18 protein-coding genes are annotated in these 19,142 nt (G+C 62.0%); 13 read left to right on the top strand and 5 right to left on the bottom strand.

Features of this window, described 5'->3' with window-relative positions:
- Window positions 1–126 precede the first annotated feature (126 nt).
- The gene (locus NKK52_RS13740; protein WP_023682083.1) at window positions 127–1,017 is read right to left on the bottom strand and encodes a LysR family transcriptional regulator; all 891 of its coding nucleotides are present in this window, start codon (window positions 1,015–1,017) and stop codon (window positions 127–129) included.
- Between the two features lie 121 nt (window positions 1,018–1,138).
- On the opposite strand from NKK52_RS13740, the gene tmpA reads away from it, so the two are divergent.
- From tmpA to NKK52_RS13725, 3 genes are all read left to right on the top strand, one after another.
- Window positions 1,139–2,290, top strand: a complete 1,152-nt coding sequence (gene tmpA / locus NKK52_RS13735; RefSeq protein ID WP_023682082.1) for a 2-trimethylaminoethylphosphonate dioxygenase — start codon at window positions 1,139–1,141, stop codon at window positions 2,288–2,290.
- Window positions 2,287–2,871, top strand: a complete 585-nt coding sequence (tmpB, locus tag NKK52_RS13730) for a (R)-1-hydroxy-2-trimethylaminoethylphosphonate oxygenase (protein WP_023682081.1) — start codon at window positions 2,287–2,289, stop codon at window positions 2,869–2,871. Before tmpA ends, tmpB begins: the two co-directional genes overlap by 4 nt.
- A 394-nt stretch (window positions 2,872–3,265) precedes the next feature.
- Window positions 3,266–3,694: a hypothetical protein gene (locus NKK52_RS13725; RefSeq protein ID WP_023699032.1), complete on the top strand. Its 429-nt coding sequence runs from the start codon at window positions 3,266–3,268 to the stop codon at window positions 3,692–3,694.
- Window positions 3,695–3,743: 49 nt separating this feature from the next.
- Here the strand turns inward: NKK52_RS13725 and NKK52_RS13720 are convergent, their stop codons facing one another.
- The 3 genes from NKK52_RS13720 to NKK52_RS13710 all read right to left on the bottom strand — a co-directional run bounded on the left by NKK52_RS13720 (window position 3,744) and on the right by NKK52_RS13710 (window position 6,246).
- Window positions 3,744–4,391 (bottom strand): LuxR C-terminal-related transcriptional regulator, encoded by a 648-nt coding sequence (locus NKK52_RS13720; protein ID WP_023682079.1) that lies wholly within the window; start codon window positions 4,389–4,391, stop codon window positions 3,744–3,746.
- The gene (locus NKK52_RS13715) at window positions 4,388–5,779 is read right to left on the bottom strand and encodes a sensor histidine kinase (RefSeq protein ID WP_023668348.1); all 1,392 of its coding nucleotides are present in this window, start codon (window positions 5,777–5,779) and stop codon (window positions 4,388–4,390) included. The genes NKK52_RS13720 and NKK52_RS13715 overlap by 4 nt, the downstream gene beginning before the upstream one ends.
- A gap of 164 nt (window positions 5,780–5,943) precedes the next feature.
- Window positions 5,944–6,246 (bottom strand): DUF1236 domain-containing protein, encoded by a 303-nt coding sequence (locus NKK52_RS13710; RefSeq protein WP_023731684.1) that lies wholly within the window; start codon window positions 6,244–6,246, stop codon window positions 5,944–5,946.
- 569 nt (window positions 6,247–6,815) lie between these two features.
- Between NKK52_RS13710 and NKK52_RS13705 the strand changes: the two genes are divergently transcribed.
- The 3 genes from NKK52_RS13705 to ilvN all read left to right on the top strand — a co-directional run bounded on the left by NKK52_RS13705 (window position 6,816) and on the right by ilvN (window position 10,552).
- Window positions 6,816–7,778 carry a DUF1236 domain-containing protein gene (locus NKK52_RS13705; RefSeq protein WP_023682078.1) on the top strand — a complete coding sequence of 321 codons (963 nt, stop codon included), beginning with the start codon at window positions 6,816–6,818 and terminating at the stop codon, window positions 7,776–7,778.
- A 323-nt stretch (window positions 7,779–8,101) separates the two neighbouring features.
- Window positions 8,102–9,898 (top strand): acetolactate synthase 3 large subunit, encoded by a 1,797-nt coding sequence (locus NKK52_RS13700; RefSeq protein WP_023668351.1) that lies wholly within the window; start codon window positions 8,102–8,104, stop codon window positions 9,896–9,898.
- An 81-nt stretch (window positions 9,899–9,979) separates the two neighbouring features.
- Complete coding sequence (ilvN, locus tag NKK52_RS13695; protein ID WP_023668352.1) at window positions 9,980–10,552, top strand: acetolactate synthase small subunit; 573 nt, start codon at window positions 9,980–9,982, stop codon at window positions 10,550–10,552.
- Window positions 10,553–10,563: 11 nt separating this feature from the next.
- Here ilvN and NKK52_RS13690 read toward each other — a convergent pair whose 3' ends face one another.
- The gene (locus NKK52_RS13690; protein WP_084633872.1) at window positions 10,564–10,944 is read right to left on the bottom strand and encodes a metalloregulator ArsR/SmtB family transcription factor; all 381 of its coding nucleotides are present in this window, start codon (window positions 10,942–10,944) and stop codon (window positions 10,564–10,566) included.
- Between the two features lie 156 nt (window positions 10,945–11,100).
- Between NKK52_RS13690 and NKK52_RS13685 the strand changes: the two genes are divergently transcribed.
- The 7 genes from NKK52_RS13685 (at window position 11,101) to NKK52_RS13655 (ending at window position 19,113) form a co-directional block, all read left to right on the top strand.
- On the top strand, window positions 11,101–12,057 hold the full coding sequence (locus tag NKK52_RS13685; RefSeq protein WP_023682077.1) for an acyl-CoA desaturase: 957 nt from the start codon (window positions 11,101–11,103) through the stop codon (window positions 12,055–12,057).
- Window positions 12,058–12,180: 123 nt separating this feature from the next.
- A complete protein-coding gene (locus NKK52_RS13680; RefSeq protein ID WP_023682076.1) occupies window positions 12,181–12,777 on the top strand; it encodes a LysE family translocator in 597 nt (198 codons plus the stop codon).
- A gap of 195 nt (window positions 12,778–12,972) precedes the next feature.
- Window positions 12,973–14,268, top strand: a complete 1,296-nt coding sequence (locus tag NKK52_RS13675; protein ID WP_023682075.1) for an efflux RND transporter periplasmic adaptor subunit — start codon at window positions 12,973–12,975, stop codon at window positions 14,266–14,268.
- Entirely contained in the window at window positions 14,265–17,429 is a 3,165-nt protein-coding gene (locus NKK52_RS13670; RefSeq protein ID WP_023682074.1) for an efflux RND transporter permease subunit, read from the top strand. Before NKK52_RS13675 ends, NKK52_RS13670 begins: the two co-directional genes overlap by 4 nt.
- A gap of 64 nt (window positions 17,430–17,493) precedes the next feature.
- Window positions 17,494–18,117 carry a nitrile hydratase subunit alpha gene (gene nthA / locus NKK52_RS13665; protein WP_023682073.1) on the top strand — a complete coding sequence of 208 codons (624 nt, stop codon included), beginning with the start codon at window positions 17,494–17,496 and terminating at the stop codon, window positions 18,115–18,117.
- The gene (gene nthB, locus NKK52_RS13660) at window positions 18,114–18,773 is read left to right on the top strand and encodes a nitrile hydratase subunit beta (RefSeq protein WP_023682072.1); all 660 of its coding nucleotides are present in this window, start codon (window positions 18,114–18,116) and stop codon (window positions 18,771–18,773) included. Before nthA ends, nthB begins: the two co-directional genes overlap by 4 nt.
- Complete coding sequence (locus tag NKK52_RS13655; protein ID WP_023682071.1) at window positions 18,760–19,113, top strand: nitrile hydratase accessory protein; 354 nt, start codon at window positions 18,760–18,762, stop codon at window positions 19,111–19,113. The genes nthB and NKK52_RS13655 overlap by 14 nt, the downstream gene beginning before the upstream one ends.
- The last annotated feature ends 29 nt before the right edge of the window (window positions 19,114–19,142 follow it).

The following is a 19,142-nucleotide window of genomic DNA, read 5'->3' as shown; positions in this document are numbered from 1 at the left end:
GCGATTTTTCTTGGCCGCCTGTAGCGAGCGGAACCCTGCCGAAGCTTGACGTCCGGCCTGGCGCAGTATCGCGACAAATTATGCGCCGCGTCACGTCGTCCAATAGTTTGCCGCGTATTCAGGGGCTTATCGGGAAATCGGGACGCCGAAGACCGTTGCGAACCAGCGGCGGACCGCTTCTTCGGCCGGGCTCAGATGCGCGCCCGAAGGTGCGGTCAGATAGTGGCCGGCACCGCTCGACAGCGTAAAGCCGGACAGGGTAACGAGAGATCCTTCGCGCAGTGCCGCGTCGGCCAACGGTCGCGATCCCAGCACCATGCCGGCGCCGTGCTTCGCCGCCTCCAACGCGGTAACGAAACTGTCGAATTTGTGCGTGGGCCCGAGCGCCGGCTTCATCCGGGCGACGGCGAACCACTCGCCCCACATTTCCCGCGCGCCGACCACTGTAAGTCTCGGCAATCCTGTCCAATCCTTGGCCTTGGCGACATTTGGCGACGCCATCGGCGTTAAGGTTTCGCGGGTGAGGCGGTCGGCCTGCCGTCCGGCAAAGGAGCCGGAGCCAATGCCGAATCGGATGTCGAGACCCACAAAGCGCTCGCCGTAATCGGCCGGTGTGTGGATGGTCTCGATCTGCAGCTGGACGAAGGGCAGGTCCTTGGCCATTTGCGGCAGCTTCGGCGCGATCATCAGCACGGCAAACGAGATCGGCGAGCGTATCGTCACGCTCTGGACGGTCTTGGGTTCGAACAACTCGCGCGTGCTGTTGGCGATCACGGCAAAGGCCGATTGCAGATGCGGCAGGTAGGCGGCACCCTCCGGCGTCAATTCGACGCCGCGCGCCAGGCGGATGAACAGCGGCTGCTTCAACCGCTCTTCGAGAGAACGGATGTGCTGGCTGACCGCAGCCTGGGTCAGGCCAAGCTCGGCCGCGGCGGCGGTGAAATTCGACAGCCGCGCGGCGGCCTCGAAACTCCGCAGCCAGTCGAGCGGCGGCAAGGGCAGGGTTGTTTGAGGCATAAACCGTTTATGGCCTTTGGCCGCAAAATGATAATTTGAGTTATGCCTTCGACATCATCACGATGCAACCGGAAACCCTGCGGAGTTGGCTGCGGGGCGCAGCGGACAGGAACGGATCTCCATGCTTACCCAGGCGCTGATCGGCGACGAAGGAAGAACGATCGACCTCGGTTGGAAGGACGGCGCGCGCACTCGCTTTCACGCCATGTGGTTGCGCGACAATGCGCTCGACGACAAGACGCGCAGCGCCGGCAACGGCCAGCGGCTGATCACCATTCTCGACATTCCGGCGCAAACGCGGATCGGCGCAGCCGCGATCAAGGGCGATGCGCTTGAAGTCAGTTTCGAACCGGAGGGAAAGACGGTGCGCTTTCCTGCGGCATGGCTGAGCGCCAATGCCTATGACCGCGATGCCGCCCGACAGCCCGGCTGGACAGGCGAGGGCACCGTGCGATGGACCAGGGCCTCTATGCAGAATTCGGTGCCGCGCGCCGGCTATGTCGCGGCCAGCCGCGACCGCGCCGTCTTGCGGCAATGGCTGTCGGCGGTGAAGACCTACGGCTTCGCGGTGATGGACGATCTGCCGGCCGAATCCGGGGCGCTGTGCAAAGTGTCCGATCTGTTCGGCTATATCAGGGAGACCAATTACGGCCGCTGGTTCGAGGTGCGCGCCGAGGTCAATCCAACCAATCTGGCCTACACCAATCTTGGCCTGCAGGCGCATACCGACAACCCCTATCGTGATCCGGTGCCGACCTTGCAGATCCTGTCGTGTATCGAAAACACGGTCGAGGGCGGCGAATCCAGCGTCGTCGATGGTTTTGCCGTGGCGGCCGCGCTGCAGGCCGAAAACCCCGAAGGCTTCCGGCTGTTGAGTTCATACCCGGCGCGCTTCGAATATGCCGGCTCGTCGGGCGTGCGATTGCAGGCCAAGCGGCCGATGATCGAGCTCGGGCCGGATGGCGAACTCATCGCCATCCGCTTCAACAACCGCTCGCTGGCGCCGACCGTCGATGTGCCGTTCGCGGAGATGGAGGCCTACTACGCCGCCTATCGCCGGTTTGCCGAACTGATCGAGGATCCGTCCTTCGAAGTGACCTTCAAGCTCGAGGCGGGCCAGGCCTTCATCGTCGACAACACCCGCGTCATGCATGCCCGCAAGCAGTTCTCCGGCGCCGGCAAGCGCTGGCTGCAGGGCTGCTACGCCGACAAGGATGGCCTTTTGTCGACGCTGTCGGCGATCGAACACGAATTCAAGGAAGCAGCGGAATGAGCAGCCAGGATTTGAACGCGGGCAACATCGTCGAATTCATCGCCGATATTTTCGAACGCCGAGGGGCGGAATCCTATCTCGGCGAACCCGTCACCATGTCGGAGCACATGTTGCAGGGCGCCTGGTTCGCCGAAAAGGACGGCGCGCCCGATGTGCTGGTGGCGGCAGCACTGCTGCACGATATCGGCCACTACACCAGCGAGTTCGGCACCTATTCGCCCGACGATGTCGAGGACAAGCATCATGACGAAGCCGGCGGCGAGGTGCTGGCGCCGTTCTTTCCACCGGTGATCGTCGAATGCGTCAGGCTGCATGTCGCGGCCAAGCGCTACCTTTGCGCCACCGACCCCACCTATTTCGGCAGGCTGTCGCAGGCCTCGGTCCACACGCTGTCGCTGCAAGGCGGGCCGATGAATGCCGAAGAGGTGGCAGAGTTCCGCAAGAACCCGTTCCACGAGGAAGCGGTGCGGGTTCGCGTCTGGGACGAGGCCGGCAAGATCGCCAACATGAAGACCCGGGCATTTCGCGACTACATGCCGCTGCTGCAACGGGTTGTCCGCGAATTCGCCAATCGCGCCTGATCATTAATCCGGGGAAGGAACGGCATGTGCTACCGCTTCGACGGCGAGCATGCGCAAACTGTATGCCGGAGATCTGCCGCAAGCATCTGCGTGCCGCAGGCGCTCGCGCCTCGCTGCCGATCCCTACCGGTGACGAGCCTTGTCACTGCGGATTTTATTGCGACATCCGTCGGCGCGGCCCAAGATCAGTAGGTCAGACTTCGGTGTATATTTGACTCAGACGAAGGTCTGAGAATCGAGCTGCAAGCACGAAAGGAGAGTTTCCTCAGCGTTTGTGAGCCGCAATTTTGGGCTGTTCATTCTTGAATACCGTGACACATCATGATGTGATGGTGGCATGAATGGAGAAAGGCAGCCCCTGTTTTCATCCGTGCGTCGCTGGGCGTACTTTAGCTTGCGCGTATTCGCGGCGGTTGCGGTGACGATGCCGGTGCTTGGTCTGCGGTTGAGCCATGTCGACGGCTACAAGATCGAATTCGCCGCTGCCAGCGCCAAGAGCGGAAACAATGGCAATGGTAACGGTGGTGGCAACGGTAGTGGTAACGGTAATGGCTCAGGCGGCAACGCCGGGAATGGCAACGCCAACGGAAAGGGAAAAAATGGTGCCGGCGACAACGCCCCCGGTAGCCAAGCTCCCAGTAGCCAAGTCAATGCCGCTGGCGACACGGTGACGGTACAGGGCGCCAAAATCCAGGTCGTGCATCGCGATGGATTCAGCGAAAGCATCGAGGCCGGCCGCTTCACTATGAAGGATCCGCTTGGAAGGACAATTGTCGAACGCGCCGTAAGGGCCTCCGACATTGCTCGTCTGAAAGGGCTGTAACTGTTGGTTCGCCAACCAGCATCCGACCTTCAGACAAGCCCCGATCTCCCTATACAAGACCCGTTTTGGGCGCGTGCATAAGAATGGCTGCTTCGGTGCGGTTTCGCACCTTTAGCTTTTGAAATATCCGAGTCATGTGGTGTTTTACCGTTTTCTCCTGCAGGTTGAGACGTTTGGCGACTTCTTTATTGCTCAGTCCTTCGCCTACCAAGGAGATTATCCCAAGCTCGCGTCCCGAGAGATTGGCAACGAGATCGGTTGTGCGCTTTTCCGGCCGGATCAGTTCATTCAAAAGCTGCGCTGACAGGGTCGGCGAAACATATTTTTTTCCTGCGGCTATATAAGTCAGCACCTCGGCCAGCGATGCCGCCCCAATCCCTTTCAACACATATCCGCGTACGCCCAGCCTGAGCGCCGTTGCCAAATCGGCGTTCGCCTCCGAGACGGTGAGCATGACGATCTTGCAGTCAGGCTGAGTTGCAAGAATATTTTCCGCTGCCGCTAGGCCCCCTCCCGGCAAACTGATGTCGAGCAGCAATATGTCGGGATTTGCCAAGGCCGCAAGCTGTTCGGCATCCGCCGCGGTTTCGCCCGCACCAACGACTTCGAAGCCGCCGATTTCGGCGAGGCTGCGAGCCACACCCTCGCGAAACAGCGGATGATCATCAACAATGGCAATCCTTATGGGAGCGGTCATTTCTGGTCCTCGATGTTGAGCGTTATGGTCAGCCGGGTCCCCCTGGGGCTCGAAAAGGTCTCGAAGTGACCTCCGATACTCTCGATACGTTCCCTCATACCGGCGAGTCCAAGTCCTTCACACGATCCCGACTGGAATCCAGGGCCGCGATCAAGCACTTGAATGAGGAGCTTGCCCTGCGTCACTCGCGCCTTGACAGCCTGCCCCTTGCCCAGACCGTGTCGCCAGGCATTGTTCAGCCCCTCCTGCGCGAAGCGAAAGATGCTTATTTTCTCGGACGTCCCCAGGTCGGGCAGGCGAGATGGCAGTGAAAGCGATACGGAAGAGGCCGTCCGGCGTTCATGTTCGGCAACCGCAAGCCGCAATATCTCCGCGACTGTCGAAGCTTCGATCTGTGGCAGTACGAGGCCGGTGCAGATGGCGCGGATCTCCCGCATCGCCTCGTCCAACGTATGATGGATATCGGCGATCTCGGTCTTGCGGTGGCTTGGGGATGCGGCGGGATCGAGCAGCAGAGGGCTGTCCATGCGCAGCGCAGCCAGTGCGACGAGCTGAGCTGGACCGTCATGCAAATCAGACCCAATGCGACGCAAGTAACGCTCGTTGATTGCCGTTGCGCGGCGCGACGCCTGCTGGACGCGCTCCCGCAAAGCGGAATTCTGCTCCAAAAGCAACTGAAGTTCCGCCACTTGTGTCTCAAGCGCTGAACGCTGCGTTTCGATAGTGCTGCTGCCGCGAAGCACGATTCCCGAGAGCATCGCCAAGGCGACCGCGGTCGCGCCAGCCACGAGCAGCCAGCTCGACCATAGTGCCGAGTTTAAAGTGCCCTGAAGATCGTCGGCTATCTCGTAGAACTCGGAAACGGCCACAACATCGCCCGACCACGGCTCTCGAACCGGATTGTAGATCTCGAGCAGCGAGGCGGTGGGGCTCTTGCGTTCCTTCCTTTCATTTTCGTCCAGATCATTGAATTGCGCCACCACGTTTCCACCGAACGCATGCAGCAAGTTCGCATTTGGCTCGAAGGTCTGGCCGATAAGAGCCGCGTCTTTGGCGTACAGGACCTTGCCATCACGCCGCCAAAGCACGAACGACGCCAGTTTTTTTCCGAGAGCACCCTGGTCCAGGGTTTCATCGAGTGCCCGTTTAACGGTGTCGCTGAGCTGCTGGCTTTTGCGCATATCGGGCAGGATTGGCGCGATGACACTGTCGACGTAAAGCGCGGTCGTGCTTGCAGAGTTGCGGATCACTCCATCTCGTATTTGGGAGGTGACCCATAGGCCGACGACCAGCATCAGCGACAGTAGCCCAATGCTTCCGACTATGATGAACTGCCAAGCCAACGATAGCCTGTTCCAGTTTTGATAGAGACTATCAATGTAGCGCACGTCTCAACCGACCCCGCGAGCTTTGGCCGTGCCAAAATGCCTAAGCCATCCTACATCTAGAACGGTCGATGGTGCGAGCAAGCGCTAGGTTGAATTGCTGGGGAAACCGCAATTTCAGGGCATGATCCCACCGCCACCCGCGGGGAACGGCGGTGGGATCAGCGTTACTGTATGATCTTGACGATCTTCCGCGTGCCGGGGTCGACCAGCACGGTTCGCCCGTCGACCACAACGTAGCGATACTTGACGCTCGGCACTTCATGCAGTTCCACCGTGTCGGGAATGGCGGTCCCCACGTTCAATTCGACACCTGGAATCTTCACCGACGCAAGGGGCTGCTTTTTCACGTATTCGCGCACAACCGTTTCCTGCTCCGGCGCGATGATGACGTCTTGAGCGGCAACTACGCCCGCGCTCGCGAGCAGCAAGAATCCGGCAATTGCGGTCGACTGGTACATGGTCGTCATGATTCTCTCCTTCATCAACGCTCATGCATCTTGCGCGAGCTCGATTCCGATACGGTGGTTGTTGGTGAGGTTGATGCACACCGCAAGCCGAACGGGCTTTTCGCGGCTGCGTTCCCGCGTGGGGCTTCGGTCCGGGCGTCATCGGGCCAATGGACTATAGGGAGAGGGTCCAAAGTCTGGTGCCAGGCTGTAGAGGTCCTAGAGCCTCCTCAGGGCGGAACACAGGGTTCTCGGCATCGTTGAGATCAGCACTTGTGGGAGGCGTTAATGGACAACAGCGTCCATCAGGCACGATGGTTGCTCTTGCCTGTTTTCGGGGTAGCCATCCTGGTCATGACGACGGGAGTACTTCTAAGCTTGTGAGGCTGGTGTCATCGCTATGGGATCACAAGCTCAGCAAATGTTGCGTTGCATTAATTGTTTGATGCAATTTGTAGATGATTGTTGCAAAATTACTGCCTACATTCATTGGTCTTCTTAGAAGCCAGATTTTATTCACAAAATGTGGAACAAAGTATTTTTGGCAGAGTTGGCTAGGCTGAGGGACCGACTCTTTAAGGAGAAAGCAGATGAAACATGTGTTGATCACGAGCATGATTGCGCTTGGCGTCGGGTGCGGCGCCGCGATCGCCCAGACCCAGGCCGTGCAGCCGAGCGGTGGCGATAACTGCGCCGCCGGCGCGGCAGATTGCCAGAACGGCGGCAAGGCCGGCGAACAGGCGCAAGGCAAGATGAAGTCACAGACCGATCAGAATGCACAGGGCCAGGCTGGCGCCACGACCGATCAGCAGGCTCAGGGCAAAGCCAAGCTCAAGACGGGTGAACAGGCACAGGGCAAGGCCGGGACCAGTACCGAGCAGAATGCTCAGGGTCAGGCCGGCGCCACGACCGATCAGCAGGCTCAGGGCAAAGCCAAGCTCAAGACGGATGAACAGGCACAGGGCAAGGCCGGGACCAGTACCGAGCAGAATGCTCAGGGTCAGGCCGGCGCCACGACTGGTCAGCAGGCTCAGGGCAAGGCCAAGCTCAAGACCGATGAACAGGCCCAAGGCAAGGCTGGGACCAGCACCGAGCAGAATGCTCAGGGCCAGACCGGCACCAGCACCGAGAAGCAGGCTCAGGGCAAAGCCGGGACCAGCACCGAGCAGAACGCTCAGGGCCAGACCGGCACCAGCACGGACCAGCAGGCCCAGGGCAAGGCCGGGACCACCACCGAGCAGAACGCTCAGGGCAACACAAACGTCCAGACCGACCAGGGCAATACGGCCTCGATCAACAACGTGACCGTCGAGCAGAAGACGCAGGTCACGCAGATCATCCACGAGACCAGGGTTGAGCCGGTGAAGAACGTCGACTTCGACATTTCGGTCGGCATCGAGGTGCCGCGGCACAAAGTGCGCCTGCACCGTCTGCCGGCGCGCATTGTCAAGATCGTCCCGGCCTACGAATCCTATGAGTACTTCGTGCTGGCCGACGGGCGCATCGTCATCGTCGACCCGGATACGTACAAGATCGTGCTGATCCTGACGTGACACGGCAGTGGCTCTTGTTCCCGGCGCGGTGCGATTGAGGGGTATCGTATGCGCCGCGGTGGCCCGCCGACCAGAGGCGGCGGGCCACTTGCTCGCATCGCGCGTTTTTCCCGTTGACACCTTGCCTTTCACCCTCGTAGTGTCCGCCACGATGAAAAAGGCACTCATTCTCGTAGGAAAGCGCGTGGGCAAGGCGGTGTAACCGCCGGGCGAAAACCTCCCATGCGCAACACACAGGCTCCCATCGGGGGCCTTTTTTATTGCCCGAAACACGACTAAACGACCAGCAATCGCCTCATGGCTAGAAGTACGGGACCAGACCGATGAGCAACGGACAGAACGAACGGCGCGAAATGCCAAACAGGGAAATGACTGGCGCCGAAATGGTGGTGCAGGCGCTGAAGGACAATGGCGTCAAGCATGTCTTCGGCTATCCCGGCGGCGCGGTGCTTCCGATCTATGACGAAATCTTCCAGCAGGACGAGGTCGAGCACATCCTCGTCCGCCACGAGCAAGGCGCAGGGCATGCGGCCGAAGGCTATGCCCGCTCGACCGGCAAGGCCGGCGTCATGCTGGTGACCTCCGGCCCGGGCGCCACCAATGCGGTGACGCCGCTGCAGGATGCGCTGATGGATTCGATCCCGCTGGTCTGCCTGACCGGGCAGGTGCCGACTTCGCTGATCGGCTCCGACGCGTTCCAGGAGTGCGACACGGTCGGCATCACGCGCCCCTGCACCAAGCACAACTGGCTGGTGAAGGACGTCAACGAATTGGCCGCCACCATCCATGAGGCCTTCCATGTCGCGACGACCGGCCGCCCCGGCCCGGTGGTGGTCGACATTCCGAAGGATGTGCAGTTCGCCAAAGGCATCTATGTGCCGCCGCAGGCGGCGCCGCGCACCAGCTACCAGCCGAAGGTCCAGGGCGACCTGGAAAAGATCAAGGCCGCCGTCGAACTGATGGCCAGCGCCAAGAAGCCGATCATCTATTCGGGCGGCGGCGTCATCAACTCCGGTCCGGAGGCCAGCCATCTTCTGCGCGAACTGGTCGACCTCACCGGCTTCCCGATCACCTCGACGCTGATGGGCCTCGGCGCGTATCCGGCATCGGGCAAGAACTGGATGGGCATGCTGGGCATGCACGGCACTTATGAAGCCAATATGGCGATGCATGATTGCGACGTGATGATCTGCATCGGCGCGCGCTTCGACGACCGCATCACCGGACGGCTGACCGCCTTCTCGCCCAACTCGAAGAAGATCCACATCGACATCGATCCATCGTCGATCAACAAGAACGTGCACACGGAAGTGCCCATCATCGGCGATGTCGGCCGGGTGCTGGAGGACATGGTGCGGCTGTGGCGGGCGAGCGCCAAGGCCGACAAGAAGGCGCTCCATCCCTGGTGGGAGCAGATCGCCAAATGGCGCGCGCGTGACTCGCTCGCGTTCAAGATGAACCACGATGTGATCATGCCGCAATATGCCATCCAGCGGCTCTACGAACTGACCAAGGACATGGACACCTACATCACCACCGAGGTCGGCCAGCACCAGATGTGGGCGGCGCAGCACTATCATTTCGAGAAGCCGAACCGCTGGATGACGTCGGGCGGGTTGGGCACGATGGGATACGGCCTGCCGGCGGCGCTCGGCGTGCAGATCGCGCACCCGGATGCGCTGGTCATCGACATCGCAGGCGATGCCTCGGTGCAGATGACGATGCAGGAGATGAGCGCGGCGGTGCAGCACAATGCGCCGATCAAGATCTTCATCCTCAACAACCAGTATATGGGCATGGTGCGCCAGTGGCAGCAATTGCTGCACGGCAACCGTCTGTCGCATTCCTACACCGAAGCGATGCCCGACTTCGTCAAGCTGGCCGACGCATATGGCGGTCATGGCATTCGCTGCGAGAAACCGGACGAGCTGGACGATGCGATCAAGGAGATGATCGCGGTGAAGAAGCCGGTGCTGTTCGATTGCCGGGTGGCGACGCTCGCCAACTGCTTCCCGATGATCCCGTCGGGCAAGGCGCATAATGAAATGCTCCTGCCCGACGAGGCGACCGACGAAGCCGTGGCCAACGCCATCGACGCCAAGGGCAGGGAACTGGTCTAGGTCCAAGCCGGGGCAGGGCTGTCGCGAGAAGCCGTGCGCAAACAGAGAATTAGCTCAAAGTCTGAAATCGAGATTCATGTCATGAACGCACAGCTTCAACCGACCGGCTCCGCCTATTTCATCGCCAAGGAAACGGAAAAGCCGGAGAACCACACGCTCTCCGTGCTGGTCGACAATGAGCCCGGTGTGCTTGCCCGGGTCATCGGCCTCTTTTCCGGCCGCGGTTATAACATCGAGAGCCTCACCGTCTCCGAGACCGAACACGAGAAGCACCTGTCGCGCATCACCATCGTGACGCGCGGCACGCCGCATGTGCTGGAGCAGATCAAGCACCAGCTCGAACGCATCGTACCGGTGCATCGCGTCGTCGATCTCACCGTGCGCTCGCACGAGTTCGGCCAGGAGCGGCCGCTGGAACGCGAGTTGGCGCTGGTCAAGGTCGCCGGCACCGGCGAAGCCCGCGTCGAGGCGCTGCGTCTGGCGGACGCTTTTCGCGCTTCGGTCATCGACGCCAACACCGAGCACTTCATCTTCGAGATTACCGGCAAGGGTTCGAAGCTCGACCAGTTCATCGCCATCATGAAGCCGCTCGGCCTGGTCGAGATCTGCCGCACCGGCGTGGCGGCGATGAACCGCGGCCCGCAAGGGATGTAGTCTCAGTCCAACTATTTTACCGGCTTGGGATCGACCTTGCCGCTCGCCAGATTCTTACTCTCCCTTTTGATCGGGCGCGATACCGGACAGACGTCCTGGACGAAGCCGTTCAGCGTGTTAACCAGATTGTTCTGGACCAGCGAGTAGCGGATGAATTGTCCCTGCCGCTCCCTGGCGATGAGGCCGGCCGTCTCCAGGATGCTCAGATGCTGCGAGATCGACGGCTTCGACATGTCGAAGCGCGCCGCGATCTCGCCCGCGGTCAGCGAGGAGTGGGCGAGATAGGCGAGGATCTTGCGCCTCGGCTGCGATGAGAGCGCCTCGAACACGCGCTGTATGGCGCTGCTTGCCCCGATAGCCGTGTCGGCATCCGCTGCATTGTCTTCGATCACCGCCTGCCTCTGTCGTTTCGCTTCCGGTATTTAGTCTATTGCCTAAATACCTAAATCGGAATAGTAGATAGTTAGCTTATTGCCTAAATAAGCGCCGGCGCGCCGGAAGGCAAGGCTCTTTGGTCCGGAAATGTTTCCTGCAGAGGAGGGGTGCCGATGAAGACCATATCCACAGGCAGAATGATCTCGCAGCCCTTGAGCGATGCCGAAGATGGCGAGGTCGTCTGGATGCCGGCCAAGTCGATCTGGGTCGGTGCGATGACGCTGATTGCGTTGGTGTTCGGGCCGCTGACCTTCAGCTGGAGCGCTTTCGCCCTGTTCGTAGCGACGACGGCGGTGACGATCTGCGCCGGACACTCGGTCGGCATGCATCGCCTGCTCATCCATCGCTCGTTCAAGGTTCACATCTGGCTCGAACACGCGCTGGTCTATCTCGGGACGCTCGTCGGCATGGCCGGTCCGTTCGGCATGATCTATGCGCATGACATACGAGACTGGGCGCAGCGCCAGACGGCTTGTCACGACCTGCACGCCCACCGCCGGCCTTTCTTCACCGACGCTTTCTGGCAAATGCATTGCGCCGTAGCGTTGCGCAATCCGCCTGACTTCGTCATCGAGCCGTCGATCAGAAACGACCGCTTCTACAAATTCGTCGAGCGGACCTGGATGCTGCAGCAACTGCCGTGGGCGATCCTTTTCTTGCTCCTCGGCGGGTGGAGCTGGGTGGTCTGGGGCATTGCGGTGCGTATCTCCGTGTCGCTGACCGGGCATTGGCTGGTCGGGCATTTCGCACATCGCAGCGGGCAGCAGGGCTGGCGCGTCGATGGCGTTGCCGTGCAGGGCTACAACCTGCCGCGTTTCGGCCTGGTGACCTTTGGCGAGAGTTTCCACGGCAATCACCATGCGTTTCCCGAATCCGCAAAGCTCGGCCTGGAACGCGGGCAGATCGATCTCGGCTGGCTCTTCATCCGCATCCTGGCTGCCCTCGGCCTCGCGCATGGCGTGAAGCTTCCCGGGAACACGCCGAGGCGCAAAGGCCTGCGGCGTGTGGCTGGCCGTCAGGAGGCGGCCGCCGCTCCCAGCCTGTTGTCGGCGCGGGCCCACGGCAGGTAGACTGTGCCGGCCTGGCTGGCTCGGGATAGACGGATCACGGCGGAGCGCTTTGGACCAATGGAATGAGGTTGCGTCCAGCGCTCTGTCGATTTAAGTCAGCATTGCTGACCTTTGTGAGCCGTCATGACCCTCGACGCTTTCCTTGCCCTTTTGGTCTACGCCTTCGTGACCTCGATCACGCCGGGGCCGAACAACCTCATGCTCTTGGCGTCGGGCGTGAATTTCGGCCTGGTCAGAACCATTCCGCATATGCTGGGCATCAGCATGGGTTTCCTGGTGCTGTTGCTTGCTGTCGGCTTTGGCCTGGGCGCGGTGCTTACGGCGTTTCCGGCCTTGCACACCGGATTGAAGATCGCCGGCGCTGCCTATCTGCTCTATCTCGCCTGGAAGATCGCCATGTCGCGCTCGCTGTCCAGCAAGGGTGAGACGGAGGCACGGCCGATGCGCTTCATCGAGGCAGCCGCATTCCAGTGGGTCAATGCGAAAGCCTGGGTGATGGCGATCACCGCCATGGCCGTCTACTCCAATCCGGACCACCCGTTCCTGTCGGTGGCGCTGATCGCGATCGCCTTCACCGTCGTCAACCTGCCGAGCGTCTCGGTGTGGGCCGGCTTCGGCACGGCGCTGCGCGGATTCCTGTCGGATCCGGTGCGGCTGAAATGGTTCAACATCGCCATGGGCGTGCTCCTGGCGGCGACGCTCTGGCCGATGCTGAAATAGACGCATCCGGCCTGAAATCTCAACCGCACTGCATAGTCATTGTGCAGTGCACATTAAATCTTCGTAATGCCGTGTTTTGGCCCTTTTCCGACAAATGAGCGTCCTATCTACTTCGGCGAGATCGCGGCAAGGCGCCGTGATTGGGTAGAATGAGACCACCGGGTTCGGCGTGTCGGATCATAGGGCTTTTAGTCGATGCGCGGAAAAGTCGTTCTGGCGGTGGTGGTGGCGGCGGCCTGTGTCGCCGCGGCATGGGTCTATTTTTCGCCGGCGGCAATGAGCAGTCTGCAGCAGATGCTGCCGGGCGCCAGGCAGACGGCAGCAGCGGACAAGCCGGCTGGATCGGACAAGGCTTCGGCCGACAAGGCTGGGGGCAAATCCGGCGCCGGCGGCAATGCCGCCCGTTCGGCCTCGATCGTCTCGGCCACCGCGACAATGGCCGATTTTCCGATCCGCCGTTACGCCATCGGCTTCGTGTCTTCGCCGGCCGTGGTCAACATCAACGCCCGCGTGTCCAGCCAGATCGTATCGATCGACGTCAAGGACGGCCAGATGGTGAAGGCCGGCGACCTGCTGTTCTCGCTCGACGACAGGGCGCTCAAGGCGCAGCTTGCCAAGGATCAGGCGACGCTCGCCAAGGACCAGGCGCTGCTAACCAGTTCGGGCTCCGACCTCCAGCGCGCCAAGGATCTCGTCGCCAAGCAGGCCGGCACGCAGCAGACCTACGACCAGGCGGTGGCGGCGCAAAAGGCTGCCGCGGCGACGGTCGATGCCGACAAGGCGACGATCGACGCCGACAATGTCCAGCTCGGCTTTGCCAGCATCAAGGCGCCGATTGCCGGCCGGCTGGGCGCGGTCAACGTTTCGGTCGGTGACCTGGTTACCTTGAGCAACGGCAACTCGAGCACGGCCACGCCGCTGGTGACGATCACCGAGATGGATCCGCTGCAAGTCAACTTCAACCTGCCGGAGAGCAACCTGGCGCTGCTGCACAAGGCGCTGGCCAACCCGCAGCAAGGCGCGGTGACGCTGACCAAGGATGGCGATCCGATGCCGATCGGCAAGGGCACGCTCGACTTCGTCGATTCCAGCGTCGACACCGCGTCCGGTACGATCGCGACACGGGCGAGCATTCCCAATGCCGATCTTTCACTGTGGCCCGGCCAGTATGTGAATGTCGTGCTCGACGCCGGCATCATGCCGCAGATGACATCCATCCCGACCGTTGCCGTGCAACCCAGCCAGAAGGGGCCATTCGTCTATGTCGTCAAGCCCGACAACACGGTCGAGATGCGGCCTGTGCAGGTGGCGCTGACCGAAGGCGAAAACAGCGCCATCAGCGAGGGCGTCAAGTCAGGCGAGAAGGTTGTCGTCGAGGGCCAAACCAGGCTGAAGGACGGCGCCAGCGTGCATGAAGGCAAGGCGGCCGGCGGTGACCAGGCCGCGCCCAAGGTCGCCGAAGCGGCTAAGGCCGGTGGGGCCGCCCAATGATTTCCGAATTCTGCATACGCAGGCCTGTCGCCACGCTGCTGATGTCGTTCGCCCTCGTGCTGGGCGGGCTGTTTGCCTACAAGTTCCTGCCGGTGGCGGCATTGCCGAGCGCCGAATTCCCGGTCGTCAACGTCTCGGCCAACCTGGCCGGCGCGTCACCCGAAACCATGGCCACTTCGGTGGCGACGCCGCTGATCAAGCAGTTCGCCACCATTGCCGGCATCGATTCGATCTCGACCAGCAATTCGCTGGGACGCACGTCCATTGCCATCCAGTTCGTGCTCAACCGGGATATCGACGCGGCGGCCGCCGACGTGCAGGCGGCGATCGCACGCACGCAGCGGCAACTGCCGCCCGAGATGACAGCGCCGCCGAGCTATCGCAAGGTCAATCCGGCCGACGCGCCGATCCTTCTGATGTCGCTGGTCAGCGACACGGTTCCGCTCACCGACCTCGACGCCTTCGCCGAAAACGTCATCTCGCCCTCGCTGTCGACCATCGACGGCGTGGCGCAGGTGTCGATCTTCGGCCAGCAGAAATATGCGGTGCGCGTGCAGATCGACCCGACGGCGCTGGCGGCGCGCGGCATTTCGATCGACCAGCTGCAGACGGCAATCGCGTCGGCCAACTCCAACACGCCGCTCGGCGTCTTGCAGAACGACAAGCAGCAGCTGACCATCACGGCCAATACGCAGCTCACCGATGCCGCCGGGTTCTCCAACCTCATCATCGCCACCAAGAACGGCCATCCGGTGCGGCTGGGCGAGGTGACGCGCGTCATCGACTCGGTCGAGACCACGACGACTGCAAGCTGGTATGACGGCACGCGCGCCATCATCCTGGCGGTGCAGCGCCAGCCCGACGCCAACACGGTCGACGTCGTCGACAAGGTCAAGGCGATGCTGCCGTCGTTCAAGGACCAAATGCCGGCCGCCGCCGACATCAAGCTGCTCAACGACCGTTCGACCTCGATCCGCCAGGCCGTCGACGACGTCCAGTTCACGCTGCTGTTGACCATCGCTTTGGTGGTGATGGTGATCTTCGTCTTCCTGCGCCGGGTGACCGCAACCATCATTCCGGCCGTGGCGGTGCCGATTTCGCTGATCGCGACGCTGGGCGCCATGTTCCTGTTCGGCTTTTCCATCGACAACATCTCGCTGATGGGCCTGACGCTCGCAGTCGGCCTCGTCGTCGACGACGCCATCGTCATGCTGGAAAACATTTTTCGACACATGGAGGAGGATGGGCTGTCGGCTTTCGATGCCTCGCTGAAGGGCGCGCGCGAAATCGGCTTCACCATCATCTCGATCTCGATCTCGCTGGTGGCGGTGTTCATCCCCGTGCTTCTAATGGGCGGCGTCATCGGCCGCATCTTCAACGAATTCGCCGTCGTGGTGACGGTCGCCATCCTGGCTTCGATGTTCGTGTCGCTGACACTGACGCCGATGCTGTGCTCAAGGCTGCTGTCGGTGACCAAGGCCGATCGCGACAAGCACGCCCCCGGCCACAAGCAGGACTTCGTCACCCGCGGCTATGATCGGCTTCTGACATTCTGCCTGCGCCACACTTTCCTGGTGTTCCTCGTTTTTGTCGGCACGGCGGCAGGGTCGGTGTGGCTGATCGAAGTCTCGCCGAAAGGCTTCTTCCCACAAGAGGATATCGGCCAGATCTCGGTGACGACGATCGCCCGCCAGGACATCTCCTACGACGCCATGGTCAAGCTGCAGAACCAGGCGGCAAGCGTCTTCTCGCATTCGCCCTATGTCTCGCATGTCGCCTGGTCAGCCGGCGGCGGCAACAATGCGCTGAACCAGGGCCAGCTCTATGTGCAGCTGAAGGACAAGAGCCAGCGCCCCGACATCGACAAGGTGCTGTCGGATCTGCGGCGGCAGCTGGCCGTCGTGCCGGGGATCGATGCCTATATGCAGCCGGTGCAGAACCTGCGACTTGGCGCGCGTTCTTCCGCCAGCGCCTACCAGCTCGTCGTTCAGGGCCTCGATACCGGCCTGACCGACACATGGGCGCAAAAGCTCAACGATGCGATGGCGGCCGATCATGCGAATTTCACCGACGTCACCAGCGATCTGCAGAACAATTCATTGCAGGCGACGCTGGTGGTCGATCGCGACAAGGCGGCGTCGCTCGGCATCGACACCGACACGCTGCGCTCCAGTCTCTATGGCGGCTTCGGCACGGAGCAGGTCTCGACGATCTTCGGCTCGGCCGACAGCTACGAAGTCATCATGGAGCTCGATCCCAACATCGAATGGTCGCCCGAGCGCATGCTGGCCATCCAGGTCAGGACGGCAAGCGGCAGCCTGGTGCCGCTCGGCGCCTTTGCCCGCGTCGACCGCACCGCCGGCGCGCTGACGGTCAACCAGCTCGGCCAGCTGCCGGCGGTGACCATCTCCTACAACCTGCCGCAAGGCGTGGCGCTGGGCGACAGCACGGCCCGCATCGCCGCGCTGAAGGAGCAGATCGGCATGCCGCCGGCGATTTCGACCAGCTTTGCCGGCACCGCCAAGACCTTCCAGGACTCGCTGGCCAATCAGGGCCTGCTGATCGGCGGCGCCATTCTGACCATCTATATCGTACTCGGCATCCTCTATGAGAGCTTCATCCATCCGCTGACCATTCTGACCGGCCTGCCTTCGGCGGTGCTGGGCGCCGTGGTCGCGCTGCGCTTTGCCGGCATGGACCTGTCGGTGATCGCGGTGATCGGCATCCTGATGCTGATCGGCATCGTCAAGAAGAACGGCATCATGATGGTCGACGTCGCGCTGGAGCTGCGACGAGAAGGCATGTCGGCCAAGGAGTCCATACACAAGGCGTGCCTGATGCGTTTCAGGCCGATCATGATGACGACGTTGGCGGCGCTGATGGGCACGTTCCCGATCGCGCTCGGCACCGGCGCCAGTGCTGAGCTGCGCCAGCCGCTCGGTGTCGCGGTCGTCGGCGGGCTGCTCGCTTCCCAGGCGCTGACGCTGTTCGTCACCCCTGTCATCTATGTCTATTTCGAGAATTTCTCCGGGTGGCTGGTGAGCTTCTTCTCTTCGAAGAAGAACAAGCCGGCGCTGCATGCGGTCGAGAGCGGCGAGCAGGCGTCGCTGTTCGGCCCCGAGGACCGGCTCATCGAACCCCAGAAGGCCGCCGCCGAATAGGGGATAGCCCGTGGCCCAAGCTGTCATGCTTGCGGCCATGGGCCGCCGATCCTAATCTGAGATCATGTCCCATGATCATGACCACGACAATGAGCTCGACCCGTTTGCGGCGCGCGTGCGCGCGCTGGAGACCATCCTCACCGAAAAAGGCCTGATCGATCCGGCCGCAATCGACGTCATCGTCGACACCTATGAGACCAAGATCGGACCGCGCAACGGCGCCAGGGTGGTGGCGAAAGCCTGGAGCGATCCGGCCTATGCCGAGTGGCTGAAGCGCGATGCGACGAAAGCGATCGCGTCGCTGAGCTATAGCGGCCGCCAGGGCGAGCACATGCAGGCGGTGTTCAACACGGACGAGACGCACAACCTCGTCGTCTGCACGCTGTGCTCCTGCTATCCGTGGTCGGTACTTGGGCTGCCGCCGGTCTGGTACAAGGCGCCGCCCTATCGGTCGCGGGCGGTTATCGATCCGCGCGGCGTGCTGGAGGAGTTCGGGCTGACCTTGCCGGCGGAGAAAAAGATCCGCGTCTGGGATTCGACTGCCGAACTGCGCTATCTCGTGGTGCCGATGCGGCCTGACGGTACCGAAGGCTGGAGTGAGGACCAACTCGCCGAACTGGTCAGCCGCGATGCGATGATCGGCACGGCGGTGGCCAAAGAACCCGGGACAAAGAAGGTACCGGCATGAACGGGCCGCAGGATCTCGGTGGGCAGATGGGTTTCGGGCCGGTCGCGCCCGAAAAGGACGAACCGTATTTTCATGCGGATTGGGAGAGGCGGGCGCTCGGCGTCACGCTGACTGCCGGCGCCATGGGCGCGTGGAACATCGACGAGAGCCGACACGCCAGGGAATCGCTGCATCCGGCCGTGTATTATTCGTCGAGCTACTACCAGATCTGGATCAAAGCGCTCGAGGTGCTGCTGAAGCGCCATGGCTTCGTCAGCGAGCGCGATCTGACGGAGGGTCGGGCGGTCGATCCGGCGGCGACGCCCAAAAGGGTGTTGAAGGCCGAAAACGTGCCGGCGGTACTGGCCAAGGGCAGTCCCTGCGACCGGCCGGTTGAGACGGCGCCGCGCTTCAAGGCCGGCGACCCGGTGCGGACAAAGAATTTCAATCCCACCGGCCACACAAGGCTACCGCGTTATGCGCGCGGCAAGCACGGAGTTATCGAGGCCGTGCGTGACGGTTTTGTGTTCCCCGACAGCAACGCGCATGGCAACGGTGAAAACCCGCAATGGGTCTATACCGTGGTCTTCGATGGCTCGGAAATCTGGGGCGAGGGCGCCGACTCGACGCTGACCGTCTCGATCGATGCCTGGGAGAGCTATCTTGAGCCGGCCTGAAGGTGCATTGCCGGCGGGTCTGGACGAACCGGTATTCGCCGAACCCTGGCAGGCCGAAGCCTTCGCCATGACGGTGGCGCTGCATGACAAGGGCCTGTTTTCGTGGAGCGAATGGGCCGATGCGCTGTCGGCGCAAGTGAAGAAGCCGGGCGCCGCAAGCGACGGCCACGACTACTACGAGCATTGGCTGGCGGCGCTGGAGACGCTGCTGGCGGCCAAGGGCGTCGCGGGAAAAAGTGACGTCGACACGCTCGCCGCCGCCTGGGAACGCGCCGCGCATGCAACCCCGCACGGCAAGCCGATTTTGTTGGAGAACGATCCGGGGATTGGTGAGGGATGAAGTCCTCGCGATGTTTGCGCCGCCCCTCA

The organism is Mesorhizobium sp. C277A, from assembly GCF_040324395.1.
In the GTDB taxonomy this organism is placed as follows: domain Bacteria; phylum Pseudomonadota; class Alphaproteobacteria; order Rhizobiales; family Rhizobiaceae; genus Mesorhizobium.
Note: the sequence above shows the minus strand (reverse complement) of the source record. Positions and strands in the feature narration are given on the sequence as shown.

Bases quoted from the DNA above. Each gene is read 5' to 3' on its own strand.
- NKK52_RS13740 (WP_023682083.1), bottom strand. From the start codon at position 1,017: ATGCCTCAAACAACCCTGCCCTTGCCGCCGCTCGACTGGCTGCGGAGT.
- tmpA (WP_023682082.1), top strand. From the start codon at position 1,139: ATGCTTACCCAGGCGCTGATCGGCGACGAAGGAAGAACGATCGACCTC.
- tmpB (WP_023682081.1), top strand. From the start codon at position 2,287: ATGAGCAGCCAGGATTTGAACGCGGGCAACATCGTCGAATTCATCGCC.
- NKK52_RS13720 (WP_023682079.1), bottom strand. From the start codon at position 4,391: ATGACCGCTCCCATAAGGATTGCCATTGTTGATGATCATCCGCTGTTT.
- NKK52_RS13710 (WP_023731684.1), bottom strand. From the start codon at position 6,246: ATGACGACCATGTACCAGTCGACCGCAATTGCCGGATTCTTGCTGCTC.
- NKK52_RS13705 (WP_023682078.1), top strand. From the start codon at position 6,816: ATGAAACATGTGTTGATCACGAGCATGATTGCGCTTGGCGTCGGGTGC.
- NKK52_RS13700 (WP_023668351.1), top strand. From the start codon at position 8,102: ATGAGCAACGGACAGAACGAACGGCGCGAAATGCCAAACAGGGAAATG.
- ilvN (WP_023668352.1), top strand. From the start codon at position 9,980: ATGAACGCACAGCTTCAACCGACCGGCTCCGCCTATTTCATCGCCAAG.
- NKK52_RS13685 (WP_023682077.1), top strand. From the start codon at position 11,101: ATGAAGACCATATCCACAGGCAGAATGATCTCGCAGCCCTTGAGCGAT.
- NKK52_RS13680 (WP_023682076.1), top strand. From the start codon at position 12,181: ATGACCCTCGACGCTTTCCTTGCCCTTTTGGTCTACGCCTTCGTGACC.
- NKK52_RS13675 (WP_023682075.1), top strand. From the start codon at position 12,973: ATGCGCGGAAAAGTCGTTCTGGCGGTGGTGGTGGCGGCGGCCTGTGTC.
- NKK52_RS13670 (WP_023682074.1), top strand. From the start codon at position 14,265: ATGATTTCCGAATTCTGCATACGCAGGCCTGTCGCCACGCTGCTGATG.
- nthA (WP_023682073.1), top strand. From the start codon at position 17,494: ATGTCCCATGATCATGACCACGACAATGAGCTCGACCCGTTTGCGGCG.
- nthB (WP_023682072.1), top strand. From the start codon at position 18,114: ATGAACGGGCCGCAGGATCTCGGTGGGCAGATGGGTTTCGGGCCGGTC.